The 16,812-nt window shown below is 73.5% G+C and carries 14 protein-coding genes; 8 read left to right on the top strand and 6 right to left on the bottom strand.

The annotated features are described in order from the left end of the window. Window positions 1-67: 67 nt before the first annotated feature. Together corA and A4R25_RS23835 are read right to left on the bottom strand one after the other, a co-directional pair. Window positions 68-1,219 carry a magnesium/cobalt transporter CorA gene (gene corA / locus A4R25_RS23840; RefSeq protein ID WP_043327771.1) on the bottom strand — a complete coding sequence of 384 codons (1,152 nt, stop codon included), beginning with the start codon at window positions 1,217-1,219 and terminating at the stop codon, window positions 68-70. 322 nt (window positions 1,220-1,541) lie between these two features. Continuing rightward, window positions 1,542-2,636, bottom strand: a complete 1,095-nt coding sequence (locus A4R25_RS23835; RefSeq protein ID WP_030499384.1) for a PLP-dependent aminotransferase family protein — start codon at window positions 2,634-2,636, stop codon at window positions 1,542-1,544. A 199-nt stretch (window positions 2,637-2,835) separates the two neighbouring features. Between A4R25_RS23835 and A4R25_RS23830 the strand changes: the two genes are divergently transcribed. After that, on the top strand, window positions 2,836-3,714 hold the full coding sequence (locus tag A4R25_RS23830) for a 3'(2'),5'-bisphosphate nucleotidase CysQ (protein ID WP_043327770.1): 879 nt from the start codon (window positions 2,836-2,838) through the stop codon (window positions 3,712-3,714). 100 nt (window positions 3,715-3,814) lie between these two features. Beyond that, on the top strand, window positions 3,815-5,311 hold the full coding sequence (locus A4R25_RS23825; RefSeq protein WP_064448111.1) for a hypothetical protein: 1,497 nt from the start codon (window positions 3,815-3,817) through the stop codon (window positions 5,309-5,311). Between the two features lie 60 nt (window positions 5,312-5,371). Here A4R25_RS23825 and A4R25_RS23820 read toward each other — a convergent pair whose 3' ends face one another. Genes A4R25_RS23820 through A4R25_RS23805 form a run of 4 tightly spaced genes read right to left on the bottom strand, consistent with a single transcriptional unit; the run spans window position 5,372 to window position 8,332 of the window. After that, on the bottom strand, window positions 5,372-6,286 hold the full coding sequence (locus tag A4R25_RS23820; protein ID WP_013289266.1) for a glycosyltransferase family 2 protein: 915 nt from the start codon (window positions 6,284-6,286) through the stop codon (window positions 5,372-5,374). Beyond that, window positions 6,283-7,281 carry a sulfotransferase gene (locus A4R25_RS23815; RefSeq protein WP_043327767.1) on the bottom strand — a complete coding sequence of 333 codons (999 nt, stop codon included), beginning with the start codon at window positions 7,279-7,281 and terminating at the stop codon, window positions 6,283-6,285. Before A4R25_RS23815 ends, A4R25_RS23820 begins: the two co-directional genes overlap by 4 nt. Further along, window positions 7,278-7,856, bottom strand: coding sequence for a glycosyltransferase (locus A4R25_RS23810; protein ID WP_043327766.1), 579 nt, complete (start codon window positions 7,854-7,856; stop codon window positions 7,278-7,280). The genes A4R25_RS23815 and A4R25_RS23810 overlap by 4 nt, the downstream gene beginning before the upstream one ends. Continuing rightward, complete coding sequence (locus A4R25_RS23805; RefSeq protein WP_030499390.1) at window positions 7,856-8,332, bottom strand: polysaccharide biosynthesis protein; 477 nt, start codon at window positions 8,330-8,332, stop codon at window positions 7,856-7,858. Before A4R25_RS23805 ends, A4R25_RS23810 begins: the two co-directional genes overlap by 1 nt. 498 nt (window positions 8,333-8,830) lie before the next feature. On the opposite strand from A4R25_RS23805, the gene A4R25_RS23800 reads away from it, so the two are divergent. From A4R25_RS23800 to A4R25_RS23775, 6 genes are read left to right on the top strand one after another with little or no spacing between them, the layout of a single operon-like run. Further along, the gene (locus tag A4R25_RS23800) at window positions 8,831-10,654 is read left to right on the top strand and encodes a Wzz/FepE/Etk N-terminal domain-containing protein (RefSeq protein WP_064448110.1); all 1,824 of its coding nucleotides are present in this window, start codon (window positions 8,831-8,833) and stop codon (window positions 10,652-10,654) included. Continuing rightward, window positions 10,651-11,658, top strand: a complete 1,008-nt coding sequence (locus A4R25_RS23795) for a DUF3048 domain-containing protein (RefSeq protein WP_064448109.1) — start codon at window positions 10,651-10,653, stop codon at window positions 11,656-11,658. Before A4R25_RS23800 ends, A4R25_RS23795 begins: the two co-directional genes overlap by 4 nt. Next, a complete protein-coding gene (locus A4R25_RS23790) occupies window positions 11,655-13,139 on the top strand; it encodes an O-antigen ligase (protein ID WP_064448108.1) in 1,485 nt (494 codons plus the stop codon). Before A4R25_RS23795 ends, A4R25_RS23790 begins: the two co-directional genes overlap by 4 nt. Next, entirely contained in the window at window positions 13,139-14,344 is a 1,206-nt protein-coding gene (locus A4R25_RS23785; protein WP_064448107.1) for a hypothetical protein, read from the top strand. Before A4R25_RS23790 ends, A4R25_RS23785 begins: the two co-directional genes overlap by 1 nt. 17 nt (window positions 14,345-14,361) lie before the next feature. Beyond that, a complete protein-coding gene (locus A4R25_RS23780) occupies window positions 14,362-15,225 on the top strand; it encodes a sulfotransferase (protein WP_043327762.1) in 864 nt (287 codons plus the stop codon). Further along, window positions 15,192-16,805, top strand: a complete 1,614-nt coding sequence (locus A4R25_RS23775; RefSeq protein WP_064448106.1) for an oligosaccharide flippase family protein — start codon at window positions 15,192-15,194, stop codon at window positions 16,803-16,805. The genes A4R25_RS23780 and A4R25_RS23775 overlap by 34 nt, the downstream gene beginning before the upstream one ends. Window positions 16,806-16,812 lie beyond the last annotated feature (7 nt).

Raw genomic sequence — 16,812 nt, 5'->3', positions numbered from 1 at the left:
TACCGTCGGATCAGCGCCGGCACGCGGGGCGACCCGCGTGGCCGGCGCTTCCGCGTGTACGGGGCGGCTACAGCCAGCCGTTACGGCGGAACAGGCGGTAGAGCGTGAAGGACGCCGCGAGCATCAGCGCCCACACGCCCGGATAGCCGTACGTCCATTTCAGCTCGGGCATGTTGTCGAAGTTCATGCCGTAGATGCCGGCGATCGCCGTCCACACCGCACCGATCGCGGCCCAGGCGGCGATCTTGCGCATGTCGTTGTTCTGGTCGACGGTGACCTGGGCCAGCCGGGCCTGGAGGATCGAGTTCAGCAGGTCGTCGTAGGAGTTCACCTGCTCGACCGTGCGGCTGAGGTGGTCCTGCACGTCCCGGAAGTAGCGCCGGACCTCCTGCGGCACCGCGCGGTTGACCTGCGAGGTGAGCGTCATCAGCGGGCGCTGCAGCGGCGCCACCGCCCGCTTGAACTCGACCAGCTCCCGCTTCATCTGGTAGATCCGCTGGATCCGGCCGCTGCTCTGCCGGTCGAAGACGTCCGCCTCCAGCACGTCGAGGTCGTCCTCCAGCCGGTCGGCGACCTCCAGGTAGAGGTCGACCACGCGGTCGGTGATCGCGTACGCGACCGCCCACGGGCCGTGCCGCAGCAGGTCCCGCTTAGCCTCCAGGTCGGCGCGGACCGGCGCCAGCCGGCAGGCGTCGCCGTGACGCACGCTGATCACGAAGTGCGGCCCGATGAAGAGCATCACCTGGCCGGTCTCCACCACCTCGGAGTTCTCGGTCAGCTCCGCGTGCTCGCAGTAGCGGGCGGTCCGCAGCACCAGGAAGACGATCTCGCCGAAGTGCTCCAGCTTCGGGCGCTGCTGGGCCTTCACCGCGTCCTCCACAGCCAGCTCGTGCAGGCCGAAGGTGGCGGCGATCTCGGTCATCTCGGTCAGGTCGGGCTCGTGCAGGCCGAGCCAGACGAAGCCGTCCCGCTCCTGCCGGGCGGCGGCCAGGGCCTCGGCGTACTGGGGGCGGCCGGGGCGGCGCTCGCCGTCGACGTACAGCCCGCAGTCGACGATGCCGCTGCGCTCCGGGCCGGCCGGCTGGGCGGCACGGGGGGAGCCGTCGGCGTTGAGGATGCGGGACATCGCGCGTACCGGGGCCGCCCAGGCGCGGGGGCGCAGTGCCCGGCTGCCGCCGTCGGCGCCGGCGGTTCGGTCGCGTGCCACCCGGTCCGTCATCTCTCGCCCCCTCTCCCTAGAGCTGCGGCTTGCAGGTTACGCCGACCGGCGGCAGGCGCAGCGCGGGAGCGGGACGGGCGGTGCGACGGGCGTCACGCCCCGGCGCCGGGCGGGCCGGGCCGCGTCAGGGGGGTGAGGGGCGACACGGCCCACCCGGCACCCCTTGGGGGCGGGAGTGATGCTGGGCGTGCCGTCGGCCCTGGCCGGAGCGGCCCGGCCACCGAAAAGGTGAACGGCACTCGCAGCATTGTGGGCTGCTGGCCGGTCCAGCGGGAGTGCCGAACCGGCCAGCGGGGCCTTTTTGTCAGAAACCCGACAGAAATCAGCCGCGTACGGCGGCCATCGCCTCCGCGAGACGCCGGACGCCCTCGTCGATCCGGTCCGCGGTCACCGCCGAGTACGCCAGCCGCAGCGCGTGCCGGCCGCCGTCGACCATGAAGTCGCTGCCCTTCACCACCGCCACGCCACGCTCGGCGGCGGCCGGCGCGAGCCGGTCGACCTCGACGTCCTCCGGCAACTCGACCCAGAGGAAGTAGCCGCCGTCCGGCTCCACGAACCGCGCCTCCGGGATGTGCCGGCGCAGCGACTCGGCCAGTACCGCCGACCGCTCGCCGAGCGCCGTACGGACCGTCCGGATCGACTCCTCGATCGCGCCGGAGACGCAGAACTGGTGCACGATCGCCTGGGCCACCATGCCCGGCGAGATGTAGAGGTTGGTGGCGCGCTTCGCGATCGTCGCGATCAGCTCGGCCGGGCCGACCAGGTAGCCGACCCGCACCCCCGGGCAGACCGTCTTGGTGAAGCTGGACGCGTGCACCACAACGCCACGGGTGTCCATCGACAGCATCGACGGCAGCGGCTCGCCCCGGAACCGGATGTCCGCGTACGGGTCGTCCTCGAAGATCGTGAACCCGTACTCGGCGGCCAGGTCGAGCAGCTCACGGCGCTTCTCCAGGGAGAGGGTCACGCCGGCCGGGTTCTGGTAGTTGGGGATCACGTGCGCCAGTCGCGGCCGTACCCCGGACTCCAGCAGCTTGCGCAGCTCGGCGGTGTCCAGGCCGTCCGGCTGGATCGTCACGCCGTGCACCTCGCCGCCCATCTGCTGGAGGTTGAGCAGCGTGCGGTCGTACGTCGGGCGCTCGACCACCACCGCGTCGCCCCGGCGGACCAGGTGGTCGAAGAGGAACGCGTCGGCCTGCAGCGAGCCGTTGGTGATCAGCACCTGATCGGCCTCGACGCCGTGCTTCTCGGCGATCCACTTCCGCAGGGGCGGGTAGCCGACGGAGGTGCCGTACGCGGTGACCCCGGCGGGGTCGGCGTCGAAGGCGCGGACAGCGGCGGCCTTGAGCCCTTCGACATCGACGATGTCCAGCGAAGGCGCGCCACGGGCGAACGAGATCAGCTGCTCGGCGGTCATGCGCAGAGCCTAGGGCCTGGCCCGGCGGGTCCGACCGCCATACACGCGAAGTTCAACATGCGGGCGGCCGGGCGGGGCACCGGGTGCGTCCGGGGGATCCGAGGGCACCTCGCGACTGTCTACGATCCGACGGACGCTGGCGCCGGTCCGACCGGACGCCGAAGGATGACGGGTCGCGGCAGACCCGGGAGAACAAGGGATGAGGCTCGTGACCGAGGACGAGGCGGGACGGCTCGACGACCAGCGGTTCGCGCAGTGGCTGGCGACCGAGGCCGGCAAGGCGCTCACCGCGCTGCGGGACCGGCAGGGCTTCGCCGACCCGAAGGCGCTCAAGGACGCCGGCGACCGCGCGTCGCACGAGCTGATGACGGCGGCCCTGGCCCGCCTGCGGCCGGCCGACGCGGTGCTCTCCGAAGAGGAGGCCGACGCCCGCCGCGCATGGGCGGACGGCGAGCGCGCGCCCCGGCACGAGGCGGACCGGGTCTGGATCATCGACCCGCTGGACGGCACCCGTGAGTTCTCCGAGGAGGGGCGGGACGACTGGGCGGTGCACGTGGCGCTCTGGCAGCGCTCCGCCGCGCCCGACGGCGCCCTGGTCGCCGGTGCCGTCGGCATGCCGGCGCGGACCACGGTGGACGGTACGCCGCTCGTGCTCGGCACCACCTGCCCGCCGCCGAAGCCGACCGACGGGCCGATCCGGATCGCGGTGAGCCGCAGCCGCCCGCCCGCGTTCGTGGGCGAGCTGGTCGAGATGCTCGGTGCGACCGCCGTACCGATGGGCTCGGCCGGTGTGAAGGTCTGCGCCGTGGTGACCGGCGAGGTCGACGCGTACGTCCACGCGGGCGGCCAGTACGAGTGGGACAGTGCCGCCCCGGTCGCGGTGGCGCTCGGCGCGGGCATGCACGCGTCCCGGATCGACGGTTCGCCGCTGCGCTACAACCGCGCCGACCCGCGCCTGCCCGACCTGCTGGTCTGCCGACCGGAGCTGGCCGACCAGTTGCTCGACGCGATCGCGCGGACCGGGGTCGAGATGCCCGCTTCGACCGTCACCGACACCCCCGGTCAGGCGTTCGGCTGAGTGTCACGGTACATACGGCCAGGTGAATGAGGGTTATCGTCGGGCAGGTATGCGTGGCGATCTGAGCCCGGACACGGGCCGCCGACAGCCAGGGAGGGTCATGCCGGCCGATCGAGAGCCGCACAACGCCTTCGGGCAGCCGACCGGCCTGTGGCCGGGTCAGGACATTCCACGCCAGGCAGGCGGCCCGTCGCTGCCCTGGCCGGAGGCCGAGGTCACCTCGTCTCCGCCGCCACCGGCCCGGACCGGCGGCGGTGACCTGCCGTGGCCGGAACGGCCGGACGCCGGCCACCGGGACGCCGCCTGGCCGCAGGACGAGCCGACGGTCCACGGTGACCCCGGCTGGGCGCCGCACGACGACGCCGGCTGGGCCGGGCCGGGTCCGGCGGGCGACGCGGTACGGGGTGCGGGCGCGGCGGCGACCGCCACCCTGACCGGGCCGCCTCCGGTGGACGCCCCGCACGATCCGGCCACCGGCGGGCCGGGCCGCCCGCCCGCTCCGCCGCTCGCACCGGGGACAACTCCGCCGCCCGGCGGCGCCCGGCGACGCTGGCGCGTGGCGGTCGCGGCGGCGCTGGCGCTGGCAGTGGCCGGCGGCGGGGTCGCGGTGGCCGCGCTGCGGCCCGACTCCGCGAACCCGCAAGCAGGCGAGGCGCCCGGATCGGTCGGCCCGGCGACCTCGATGGGCCCGGGCGCGCCGGCTACGCCGGGTGCGTCCCCGAGCGCCGACCAGGGCCTAGGTGGCAAACCCTCGGCCCGCCCGTCGGCCTCCGAGAACGCGGGCCCGGCCTTCGGCGGTACGCGGCTGACGCTGCCCGGCGCCTCGATCGGCGTGCAGAACGGGGAGACCTTCGGTCAGGCGCTGGCCCGCTCCGACCGGACGTTCGGCAAGCTGCGGATGGCCCGGATCTTCTTCCCCGGCCTGCCGCCGGCCTGGTCCGGCAGCCGGGCCGACGTGGTGGACCGGACCGTTGTGGTGTCCTTCAAGGCGGCGCCGCAGGAGATCAACACCGGCAAGTTCGACTCCCGCCTGACCTCCTGGTTCGCCTCGATCCCGCGCGAGCACAACGTCTACTGGTCGTACTTCCACGAGCCGGAGGACGACGTCGAGCGCGGCGCCTTCACCACCGAGGCGTACCGGACCGCGTGGAAGCGGGTGGCCGGGCTGGCCGCCCGGGCGAACAACCCCAAGCTGATCAACACGCTGATCCTGATGTGCTGGACGCTCGACCCGAAGTCCGGGCGCAGCTTCGACGCGTTCTACCCCGGCTCCGACGTGATCGAGACGCTCGGCTGGGACTGCTACAACTGGGGCAAGAAGTGGAAGCGGTACGCCCCGCCGCAGGAGATCTACGGCCCGATGATCAGCAAGTCGAAGGCGCTGGGCAAGCCGTGGGGCGTCGCGGAGACCGGCAGCGACCTGGTGCCGGGTGACCCGGGCACCGGCCGGGCGGCCTGGATCCGGTCGATGACGAACTTCCTCAACGGCCAGCGGCCGGAGTTCGTGGCGTACTACAACCAGACCGTCAGCCAGGGCGACTTCCGGCTGCTCGACCAGCCGAGCATCCAGGCGTGGAAGTCCTTCTGCACGGCCTGACCTGATGACCGGACGAGAACGGGCGGGCGACCGAGGTCGTCCGCCCGTTCCGCGTACGCGTCAGATGCCCCGGCCGCGCTTGTGCAGCGTGCGCAGCACCCGGTCGGCCTGCACCGCCCGGCTCGCCACCGCCAGCGCCAGGTAGGCGCGCGGCTCCTTCGGGTTGCGGGCCAGCGTGCGCCGCGCCCAGCGGACCGCGTCCCGCCGGTTACCCATGGCGGCCTGCGCGAACGCGATCTGACCGGCCACCCGAGCCTCGCCGTGCGGCACGGTGGCGAACTCCGGGTAGCGGCGCAGCAGCCACTGCAACGCGGTCGAGATGGTCTCCCAGCGCTGTGCGAAGTAGGACCGCTTGTGCCAGCGGACCAGCACGTACGGGCTCTCCACGTTCACCAGCGGCGCGTACCGGGCGGCGCGGAGCAGGAACTCGTAGTCCTCCGCGTAGCTGCCCGGGATCTGCTCGTCGACCAGGCCGATCGCGTCGAGCAGCGCGGCCCGGCGGATCAGGAACGTGGACGGGTGCAGCTCGGTGAGCCGGTCGCGCAGCAGCGCCTCCAGCGAGATCCGGGCGCGGTCCAGCGAGCGGTCCACCGTACGGTCGTCGTAGCTGACCCGGATGCCGCAGCTCACCAGCGCGCCGTCCGGGTGCGCGTCGAGCGCCCCGAACTGGGCGGCGAGCTTGCCGGGCAGCCACTCGTCGTCGTCGTCGCAGAACGCCACCCAGTCGCCGGTGGCCGCCTCGATGCCGGTGTTGCGCGCCCCGGCCAGCCCGGCGGTACGGGTGTTGGTGATCACCCGGATCCGGCGGTCACCCCGGTCGGTCTCCAGCGACCGGTCCGGCTCGGACTGGTCGTAGACCACGATCGCCTCGATCAGCCCCGGGTGCGCCTGGCTGAGGATCGCGTCGAGCGCCGCGCGCAGCAGCTCCGGACGGTCCCGCGTCGGTACGACCACCGAGATGCTCGGCCCACTCATGCTCTCTCCACGGACTCGTCGGATCCCCGCTGGCCCAGATAGCCGTAACGGACCCGCAGGGGAAGCGTGGCCAGGCTGACCACGGCACGGCTGCGTCTCGGCAGGCGGTCGCGCCATGCCTCGTCGCGGCGCACTGTCAACGGCCCGCCGCTGAACCGCAACGGGTTGCCGGCGACGCTGTGCGCACGGAACGGCGCGGCCGGCTCGCTCGCCGCGTCGGCCGCGTCCGCCGAGAGGATCCGCAGCGCGGCCGGGTCGTCCGGCAGGCCGGCGAAGTCCCGCACCCGGCTTACGGTGCCGGCCGGGTCGGCGGTGAAGTCCTCGTACCGCAGCCGCAGCACCTTGGCCCGGGAGGCGAGCAGGTGGAACGCCGCGTTCTGCGCGGTCCACAGCTTGCTCACCTCGAACGGCGAGAAGGTCGGCATGAAGTCCTCGCCGTCGACCACCTCGGGGCGGCGCACCTGCTTGCCCCACGAGTACGCCACCGCCCGGCTGTCCCGGACCAGGTGCAGGACCCGCAGGTCGAGCCCTTCGGCCCAGCGCAGCGCGAACGCGAGCGAGGCGTGCTTGCTGGAGTCCACCACGACCCGGGCGCCGGTCACCGCGAGCGCGGCCCGGTAGATCCGGGTGTACAGGTCGGCGTAGCGGCGCACGTCGGCGAGCTGCTCCGGCGGGAGCGCCTCCTTGGCGAGCCGGGGGATGTGCCGGGTCCGGTCGACCCGGTCCTTGAGCGCCAGCACGTCGTCCCGGTCGACCGCGTCCCAGCCGCCGAACGCCTGGTCGCCGACCTGCCGCCAGAACGGGCAGCCGGTGAACCGCTCGCCGCAGCCGCACCGCTCGTCGGCCCCGAGCGCCCGCTCCCACAGGTGCACGACCTCACCGACGGCGCACACGTCGGCACTCTGCGCGAGCAGCAACTCCAGCAGCGTGGAGCCGCTGCGGCCGAGGCCGCCGACGAAGAGGACCCGCGGCGCAGCCGGGTCCGGGCCGCTCATCCGCGCCGCCCGGCGGTCCGCTGGCGTACCCGGCCGGCGACCAGGCCGTCGATCACCGCGCCGACCCGGGCGACCGCCTCGGCGCGCGGGTCCGGACGGCCCGGGTCGGCGGCCAGGACGAACCGGCTCGGGTCAGCCAGGCCCTCGTCCAGCGCGGCGACCAGCTCGGCCTCGGACTCGCACAGCCGCACCATGCCGGCCGCGCCCAGGCGGCGGGAGAACAGCTGCTGGTGGTTGTCGACGTGCTCGTCGTGGGCCGGGTCGCGGGGCACCACGATCGGCAGGTGGCCGGTGCGCCGGGCCTCGGTGATGGTGGCCGGGCCGCCGTGGCTCACCACGAGCGTGGACTCCGCCATCGCCTGCTGGAGTTCCTCGTGGCCGAGGAACGGGGTGGCCTCGGGCAGGGCCGGGGTGCGGCTGTGGCCGTACTGGAGGACCAGCCGGACCTCGGGCCGGGCCGCGTGCCAGCGTTCCAGCCAGCCGACCAGCCGGTCGAAGCGGTGCACGTCGGTGCCGACCACGACCAGCACGAACGGCCTGGACCGCCGGTCCCGCTGCTGGGGAATGTGCGCCATCAGAGGAGGTTCCCCACGACGGTCGCCTCCGGGTACATCCGGCGCTGCTCCTCCCACTGCACGAGCATCGCGGAGAGGAAGGGACGGCAGAGCCGGGCGGTGAGCGTCGCGCTGTCGATCCGGTCGTACACCTCGATGTAGACCGTGGGGATCTTGCGCATGCGGGCCGCCACCACGAACGGCAGGGCGACCCCGGCGCCGGTGGTGACGACCGCGTCGACCTGGCGCCGGCGGATGACCTTCAGCGCGAGGAACGCGTTGCGTACCAGGTTCTTTACGTTGCGTGTGGTGGGGTGGTGCGCCCAGACCACGTCCTCACCGGCGAGCAGCGAGCGCGCGTCCGGGGTGTCGAAGGTTACCCATGCGCGGCGCCGATCCCGGTACCACGGTTCCAGGGCCAGGAGCTGGGCCAGGTGCCCGCCACTGGAACCCACCAGCAGGACCTGTCCCGAGTCCTCGGTTGACCCGCTCACCACAAACGTCCTCCCGTACGCGGATGACGCGTCCGGATTTTTGTGAATGCCCCTCGGACGCGTCCTGACAACCTACTGGCGGGCCCGTGGGCAACTGAAGGGGCCATTGGACGGATCCTGGCTCGCCGGTCGGCTCACCTCGCGATTCCCGTCAACGGGATGCGCGTCGACCGGCCGTCGGGCAGGTCAGCCCGGCCGCGCCCGGACCACGGGCCGGGACACCCGGACGAAGTGAGATGTGTCAGGATTCCGTCACCGCTCCGCACGAGAGCCGTCGGCGACGTCGGCTTACCGGGGGCAAGTCGGGCCCGGCACCGGGAAACCCGCCGAATGGTCAGCGCCGATCGGCCATTTCTACGCGGGCTGCCCACACCCGGGCAGGCTTACCGGAACGTGAGCAGACTTTCCCTCGTCGTTCGGATCGGGGACACTCAAGGCCACGGTCAGGTCCAGCTGTGCCGTGGACTGCCCGGCTCGGTCGAAAGGGAGCGACAGACTCTGATGCCCTCACCCCATTTGGCCGAGAGCGACGCCGACGGTCTTGCCCTGATGGCCTACCTGGGCTGGCTGCGCCGCCGTTGGTGGATCCTGCTGCTCGCCGCGGTCCTCGGCCTGGGCGGAGGGCTGGCGCTGAGCCAGGTCCAGGAGGCGCGCTACACCTCGACCACGTCGCTGCTGGTGCGCCCGCTCGGCTCGGGCGCGGAGAACAACCCCAACGCCAAGGTCAACCTCGACACCGAGGCGCAGGTGGTCCGCTCGCTCGTGGTGGCGGAGCGGGCCAAGGCGCTGATGAAGGTCGACACCGGGGCCGACCAGCTCGTCAAGTCGGTGACCGTCAAGGTCCCGCCGAACAGCCAGATCCTCCAGGTGGCGTACGAGGCGAACAGCCCCGAGGGCGCCCAGTCGGGCTCGCACGCGTTCGCCCAGGCCTACCTCGACCTGCGCAAGGCCACCGCGCAGAAGTCGCTGGAGAACGAGACGAACACGCTCAAGCAGCAGATCGCCGATCTGCAGAAGCAGTTGAGCGCGATCGCCGGGCGGATCTCGGCGGCGCCGTCCAACTCGCCCGAGCGCGAGCGGGCCGAATCCGACCGCCAGCTCGTCACCAACCAGATCAGCAACCTGTACAACCGGCTCAACCCGCTGAGCGCGGCCGGCTCCGATCCCGGCGAGATCATCTCCGACGCCCGGCTGCCGGAGCGGCCCAGCTCGCCGAACCGCACGCTCAACCTCGCCAGCGGCATGGGCGCGGGCCTGCTGCTCGGCATCGTGCTGGCGCTGGTGCTGGACCGGCTGGACACCCGGATCCGCCGCGGACGCGACATCTCCGACCGGGTCGGCCTGCCGCTGCTTGTGGAACTGCCGTCGCGCGCGCCGTCGCTCGCAGTCCTGCCGGCCACCCACCGGGCCTCCCGCGAGCTGGGCCGGCTGCGCAACGTGCTGCTCTCCGCGGTGCCCGAAGCGGCGCAGGGCGGGCGCGGGCGCCAACTGCTGCTCTGTGACGCCTCGGCCGGCGCCGCCGCCGGCTTCGTCGCCGCCAACCTCGCCGCCTCGTACGCCCGTACCGGCCAGCAGGTCGCGCTGATCACCACCAAGCCCGACTCGGCGGTGGGCGCGATCACCGGCGTCGCCGAGGGGCGGCACAGCCTCGCCTCGGTGCTGCGCCGCGACGTGCCCCCGCTCAAGGCGCTCGCGCCGGTGCCGGGGCTCGGCCAGCTCCGGGTGCTGGTGCCGGGCGACCTGGACGCCGAGGTCGAACTGCCGGTCGCCGGTCTGCTGGAGATCCTGCACGAGCTGTCCGCGCGCTTCGACCACGTGATCATCGAGACCCCGCAGCCCACGTTCGCCGTGGAGGCCCAGGCCCTGGGCCGGTACGTCGACGCGGTGATCATGGTGGCCGAGGCGGGCAAGACCCGCAGCGGTGAGATCACCGCCGCGCTCCAGCAGTTCGAGCAGGTGAACGCGCCGGTGATCGGCGCCGTGCTGGCTCCGCGCCTGCCCGAACCGCCCGCCGGCGCCACCCGCCCGGCGACGTCCGGCGGGTCGAACGCGTCGAGCGCCCCGGCTGCCCCGGCCAACCGGCCCAAGCCCCGGCCCAGCCCCGGCCCGTCCGCCGAGTCGACCATGGTGCTGCCGCGCATGCAGTCGTCCCGGCCCGCCCCGGCGAAGCCGGCCGCTCCGGCGCCGCAGATGCCCGGCAAGGCCACCCCGCCCGCCGCTGGAGGCAAGCCGGTGCCGCTCAACGGCACCGGCGGCACCTACCGCTCCCGGGGTGACGGCGACGGCCGCAGCTACGCCCTCGACTCCGGCGAGGACCTGGGGTGAACCGTCGGCAGATGCTCCGCGCCGCCATCGCCCCCGCCGTCGTCCTCGGCGTCGGGACCGGGTGCAGCGAGCCCGAGCCCAAGCCGGGCAAGGTCCAGGTGGTGGACCCGGGCGACGTCACCGCCTCGCCGTCCGCGGCCAGCGCCTCGCCGACCCTGCCCAAGGGCCCGCTGACCGGCGCTCCGGTCAGCACCCCGGCCGCGACGACCCGCCAGGCGGTCGCGGTGCCGCTGCGGGTGAGCCCCGCGACCACACCGGCCGGCCTGGACGCCGCCGACCTGGTCTACGCCGAGTTCGCCGAGTCGGACACGCTGCACCTGACCGCGGTGTTCCACTCCAAGGACGCCACCAAGATCGGCCCGGTCACCGAGATCCGGCCGGTCGACATCCGGTCGCTCACGGTGCTGCGCCCGTTCGTCGGCTACAACGGCGGCCCCACCGGCTTCCTCACCCAGTTCGAGAACTCCGACCTCAACGGCGTCACGCCCGACGACGACAGCAAGGTGTTCTCCGGCGACTACACGTCGACCGCCGCGCTGCTCAAGGCCGCCCCGAAGGGGGGCCAGCCGCCCCCTGCGCCGATCGACCACGCCACCGACGGCGAGGCGCTCGCCACCCGCGACCTCGCGCCCGCCACCGAACTCACCGTCACCGTCTCCGGCGGTCCGCCGATGGTCTGGCGGTACGACCAGGCGAAGTCCGTCTGGGCCGGCAAGATCGGCAAGGTCACCGTGACCGCCGCCTCCGTCATCGTGCTGACGATGGAGTACCGCACGCTCGACGTACGCAACCCGTCCCCACGCTCGCTGCCCTCGGCGAACGTCTTCGGTGAGGGCGCGGTGCTCGCCGTGTCCGGGCCGAACAGCGCCAAGGGCCGGTGGCGCAAGCCCGGCCTGCCCCTGCTCTGCACGCTCGCCGACACCGGCGGCGACCTGCTGCGCCCCCAGCCCGGCAACGCGTGGGTCATCTACGCGCCGACCACCGCCAAGGTCTCCGTGAAATGAGCACCGCCACCCCGCCCCGTACCGCGCGCGGGTCGGTTCCGCTCGCCGCGGTGCCGTCGCCCGGCGGGAACCGCCTCCGCACGGTGCGGGTACGGCCGGAGGGCTGGTCGTGGCGGCTGCCGACGGCATGGCCGCTGATCGCGGTCTTCCTGCTGTACCCGCTGTGGTGGGTGCTCGGCGTGTCGAGCTTCGTGTTCGTCATCTTCGCGGTGCCGATGGTGGCGCAGATGCGCAAACGCGGCCCGGTCCGGGTGCCGCCCGGCTTCGGGATCTGGATGGTCCTGCTGCTCTGGGTGTTCCTGTCCGTGCTCACCCTCGACCTCACCGCGCCGAACACGCTGCCGCCCGGCGGCAGCGGCAAGTACATCGGCTGGGGCATCCGGCTCGCCAACTACGTCGCGATGACAGTGACCATGCTCTACGTCTACAACCTGCGCGAGCGGGAGCTGTCCCAGCGCCGGATGGTGCGGCTGTTCGGGTTCATGGGCGTGGTCGTGGTGCTCGGCGGCTGGATCGGCTCGCTCTTCCCGAACCTCAGGTTCGTCGCGCCGCTGCGGTTCGTCCTGCCGCAGTCGATCGCCGGCCACCCGTACGTCACCTCGCTCATGGAGATCAAGTTCGCCCAGGTGCAGCAGGTGATCGAGGGGGAGGCCAGCTCGCCCCGCCCGTCCGCGCCGTTCACCTACACGAACTCGTGGGGCCAGAACACCGCGATCCTGCTGGTCTGGCTGATCGTCGGCTGGGTGGTGCTGGGCAAGCCGCTGCGCCGTACCGCCGGCGTGGCCATCGCGTTGGCGGCGATCTTCCCGATCGTCTACTCCCTCAACCGCGGACTCTGGATCGGCCTCGGCATCGCCGCCGCGTACGTGGCGCTGCGGCTCGCGCTGCGCGGCCGGATGGTGGTGCTCGGCGGGCTCGCCCTGGCGGTCGGACTGATCGGCGTGCTGATCGTCGCGACCCCGCTCGGCCGCACCTTCGACGAACGCCTGCAGAACGGGCACAGCGACGACATCCGCACCACCCTGTCGCAGGGCGCGGTCCGGGCGGCCAACCAGTCGCCGATCCTCGGCTACGGCGGCAACCGGGCTCTGATCGGCAGCAACCGGTCGATCGCCATCGGCAAGTCCGAGGACTGCAAGCAGTGCGGCAACCGGGAGCTGGGCAGCAACGGCCAGGTCTGGGCGCTGCTCGTCGGGCAGGGCTGGGTCGGCGCGATCTGCTACAACGCGTTCTTCATCTACTGCATCTGGCGCTACCGGCGCGACCACAGCGCCATCGGGATCGCCGGCACGCTCGTGCTCATCCTCATGCTCTTCTTCCAGTTCACCTACGGTGCGATGGAAGCAACCCTCGCCTACGCCCTGATCACTGTCGCCCTGCTGGCCCGCAACGACCGGATCCGCCGGTCGCTCGCGCCCGCGCCACCGCAGGGCACGATCGCCGGGCTACGGGCCCGGCTGGAAGCGACCGGTGACCGCTGATGGTGTTCCGCGTACCCCCGGACGGCGACGGCCGTGCCGCGTACCTCGGTGAACTGGCCGGGCTGATCTGGCCCGCGCCGGCCGAGCCCAGCCTGCGCCGCGGCGGTGCCGGCTGGGTGGTGGTGCCCTCGGCGGCCCGCCCCCGGCTGCTCGTGCCCACCGGCTCCGGCCGGGCGGCGGCGAGCGCGGTCCGGCACTCCACCGAGGCCGTCGGCCGCAAGGCCAAGCTGGTCCGGCAGGGCCTCGCCACCGCGTTCCGGCTCGGTCTCGGGCCGCTCGTCTTCCGCGACCGGCTGGTCGTCGACGGCGGCGGGCTGGACGCGCACCTGGCCGAGGTGCTGGGTGAGCCGGCGCTGGTCAGCCTGCACATCGGGCCGGCCCGCGCGAACCGCAAGCCGGTGCTGCAACTGCTCGCCCCGGACGGCCGGGCCCTCGGGTACGCGAAACTCGGCGTCGACCCGCTGACCCGCGCGCTCGTGCACGCGGAGGCGGACGCGCTGCGCCGCCTCGCCGAGGTGCCGCTCGGCCCGGTGGTCCTGGCCGGGGTACGCCACCACGGCGACTGGCACGGGCACGCGCTGCTCGTGCAGGAGGCGCTGCCGGTGCGGCTGCCCCGGGCCGCCCCGGCCGCCGCGCAGGCGGCCGAACGCGCGGCCATGGTGGCGGTCGCCGGCTGTCTCGGCGTACGCCGGGAGTCATGGGCGGCCAGCGGGCACGCGGCCCGGCTCACCGCCGCGGTGGACGCGCTCGGGCCCCGGCCGGAGGCCGGGCGGCTGCGCGCGGTGCTGAAGTCCGTCGCGGACGCCGACCCGGTGGTCGCCTTCGGCGCGTGGCACGGGGACTGGAACGGCGGCAACAGCGCGGTGCTCGCCGACGGCCGAGTGCTGGTCTGGGACTGGGAGCGGTTCGAGGCGGACGTGCCGGCCGGGTACGACGCGCTGCACCTGGCGGTGCAGGGCGCGATGAGCCACGACGGGGTGGAACCGGTCGAGGCCGCGCGTGCGCTGATCGCCGGCGCCGGGGCAACCCTGGCACCGTTCGACCAGACCGGTGGGGGCGCCGATCTGGTCGCCGTGCTCTACCTGGTGGAGCTGGCTGCGCGCTACCTGCGCGACCGGCAGGCGGAGGCGGGTGCGCGACTGGGGCACGTCGACACCTGGCTGCTGCCCGCCGTGGAGGAACACCTGGCCCGCCGGGCCCGGTGAGAGTGAGGAGTGGGGACGTGACGGTGGCCAGGGAGCAGGCGCTCCGCGCGGTGAAGTCGGTGAGCCGGACGGTCGGTCGGTTGACCGCCGGCTCACGGATGGTGCCGGGATTCCTGATCGTGGGGGCGCAGCGCTGCGGCACCACCTCGCTTTTCAAGACGCTCTCGCAGCACCCCGGCGTGCTGCCGCCCGCGTACCACAAGGGCGTGCACTACTTCGACATGGACTACCACCGGGGGATGAACTGGTACCTCGGGCACTTCCCCACCACGGCCAAGGCCGAGGCGGTCAAGGCCCAGATCGGGGTACGCGGGATCACCGGCGAGTCCAGCCCGTACTACATGTTCCACCCGCTGGCCGGGCAGCGCATCGCCAAGGACCTGCCCTCGGTGAAGCTGCTGGTGCTGCTGCGTGACCCGGTGGAGCGGGCGTACTCGGCGCACTCGCACGAGCTGGCGCGGGGCTACGAGACCGAGTCTGACTTCGAGCGGGCGCTGGCGCTGGAGGAGCAGCGGACCGCGGGCGAGCGGGAGCGGATGATCCGCTCGGCCGCGTACGCGAGCGAGCACCTGCAGCACAACGCGTACCTGGCCCGGGGCCGCTACATCGAGCAGCTGGAGCGGCTGGAGGCGCTCGTCGGGCGGGAGCGGATGCACGTCATCGACAGCGACGACTTCTTCGCCGACCCGCGCCCGTCCTTCGACGCGGTCTGCGACTTCCTCGGGCTGCCCCGCTGGGCGGACATCGCGTTCGGCAAGCACAACTCGCGGTCCCGTTCGCCCATGTCGGCGGAGCTGCGGGCCCGGCTGGAGGACCACTTCGCCCCGTACGACGAGCGGCTGGCGGCGTGGTGGGGACGCGTGCCGTCGTGGCGGCGGTGACCCGGCCGGACGCCGGCGGCACCCCGACGCTCACCGCACCGCCGCCCGGGCCGGGCGCGGGGCTCGGCGGCGCGGCCCGGCAGGGCTTCGCGAACCTGGTCGGTGTCGGCCTGGCCGCGGTGGCCGGGTTCGGGCTCAACATCGTCATCGCCCGGGGCTGGTCCGTCCGCGAGGCCGGCATGTTCTTCGCGGCCACCAGCGCGTTCATGATCGCCGCGTCGGCGGCCCGGCTCGGCACCGACGTCGGCACCGTCTACTTCGTCAGCCGCCAGCGCACGCTGGACCGCCGCGACCAGATCCGGGGCACGATCCTGGTCGGGTTGCTGCCGGTGCTCGCGGTCGGCGCGCTGCTCGGCCTCGCCGGCTGGCTGGCGGCGCCGGCGCTGGCCCGGGCCACCATGCCGGAGGCGGGCCCGGAGGCGGTGACCGCGCTGCGCATCCTGCTGGCGTTCGTGCCGCTGGCCGCGCTCAACGACTACGCGCTCGCCGCCTGCCGGGGCTTCGGCCAGATGCGCCCGCTGCTGACAGTGGAGCGACTCGGCCGCACGCTGGTGCAGTTCCTGGCCGTGGCGGTGGCCGCCTGGCTCGGGCTGTCCGCCACCGTGGCGCTGCCGTTGGCCTGGGTGGTGCCGTACCTGCTCGCCGCGGTGGTCGCGCTGTTCTGGCTGAGCCGGCTCGTCGGCCGGGCCGGGCGGCAGGTGACCCGGCCGGTGCCGGCGCGTGAGCTGGCCGGGCCGTTCTGGCGCTTCACCGGGCCACGTGCGGTCAGCAGCCTGGCCGCGATCGTGGTGCAGCGGCTGGACATCGTGCTGCTCAGCGCGCTGCGCGGGCCGGCCGAGGCGGCCATCTACACGGCGGCGACCCGGTTCCTGGCGCTGGGCCAGCTCTCCAGCGTCGCGCTGTCCAGCTCGGTGCAGCACCGGCTGGCCGCCGCGTTCGCCCGCAACGACCGGGCCGAGGCGGGCCAGCTCTACCAGGTCGCCACCGGCTGGCTGGTGATCCTCTCCTGGCCCGCGTACCTGATCTTCGCGGCCTTCGCGACGCCGATGCTGGCGCTCTTCGGCGCCGGTTACGCCGACGGCCGCCGGGTCGTGGTGCTGCTGGCGCTGACCATGCTGCTGGCCACCGGCTGCGGCATGGTCGACATGGTGCTCAACATGGCCGGGCGCACCGCGTGGACGTTCTACAACGCGATGACCGGCACCGTGCTCAACGTGGTCGGCAACCTGCTGCTCATCCCGCGGTTCGGCATCCTCGGCGCGGCCCTGGCCTGGACGATCTCGATCCTGGTCACCAACCTGGTGCCGCTGACCCAGCTCTGGTGGTCGATGCGGCTGCACCCGTTCGGCGCCAGCACCCGTACCGCGATGGCGCTCGCCGTCGTGGCGCTGGGCCTGCCGCTGGGCGCGGCGAGCCTGCTCGACGCCACGCCGCCGGTGCTCGCGCTGGTGAGCGCCGTCGGCCTGGCCGCGTACGCGGCGGGTGTCTGGCGCTGGCGGCGCACGCTGAACCTCGACGCGCTGCGGTCCCTTCGCCGCGGCCGCAACCGCGCCGGGTCGGACCCGGCCGCCCAGTCCTGACCGATCC

Origin of the sequence: Micromonospora sp. NBRC 110037 (assembly GCF_001652995.1) — a bacterium.
GTDB classification, from domain to species: Bacteria; Actinomycetota; Actinomycetes; order Mycobacteriales; family Micromonosporaceae; genus Micromonospora; species Micromonospora chalcea.
This window is presented reverse-complemented; position numbering and strand designations above follow the sequence as displayed.

What these genes read in the sequence shown, in the direction of transcription:
- corA (WP_043327771.1), bottom strand. Translation starts at nt 1,219, where the DNA reads ATGACGGACCGGGTGGCACGCGACCGAACCGCCGGCGCCGACGGCGGC.
- A4R25_RS23835 (WP_030499384.1), bottom strand. Translation starts at nt 2,636, where the DNA reads ATGACCGCCGAGCAGCTGATCTCGTTCGCCCGTGGCGCGCCTTCGCTG.
- A4R25_RS23830 (WP_043327770.1), top strand. Translation starts at nt 2,836, where the DNA reads ATGAGGCTCGTGACCGAGGACGAGGCGGGACGGCTCGACGACCAGCGG.
- A4R25_RS23825 (WP_064448111.1), top strand. Translation starts at nt 3,815, where the DNA reads ATGCCGGCCGATCGAGAGCCGCACAACGCCTTCGGGCAGCCGACCGGC.
- A4R25_RS23820 (WP_013289266.1), bottom strand. Translation starts at nt 6,286, where the DNA reads ATGAGTGGGCCGAGCATCTCGGTGGTCGTACCGACGCGGGACCGTCCG.
- A4R25_RS23815 (WP_043327767.1), bottom strand. Translation starts at nt 7,281, where the DNA reads ATGAGCGGCCCGGACCCGGCTGCGCCGCGGGTCCTCTTCGTCGGCGGC.
- A4R25_RS23810 (WP_043327766.1), bottom strand. Translation starts at nt 7,856, where the DNA reads ATGGCGCACATTCCCCAGCAGCGGGACCGGCGGTCCAGGCCGTTCGTG.
- A4R25_RS23800 (WP_064448110.1), top strand. Translation starts at nt 8,831, where the DNA reads ATGCCCTCACCCCATTTGGCCGAGAGCGACGCCGACGGTCTTGCCCTG.
- A4R25_RS23790 (WP_064448108.1), top strand. Translation starts at nt 11,655, where the DNA reads ATGAGCACCGCCACCCCGCCCCGTACCGCGCGCGGGTCGGTTCCGCTC.
- A4R25_RS23785 (WP_064448107.1), top strand. Translation starts at nt 13,139, where the DNA reads ATGGTGTTCCGCGTACCCCCGGACGGCGACGGCCGTGCCGCGTACCTC.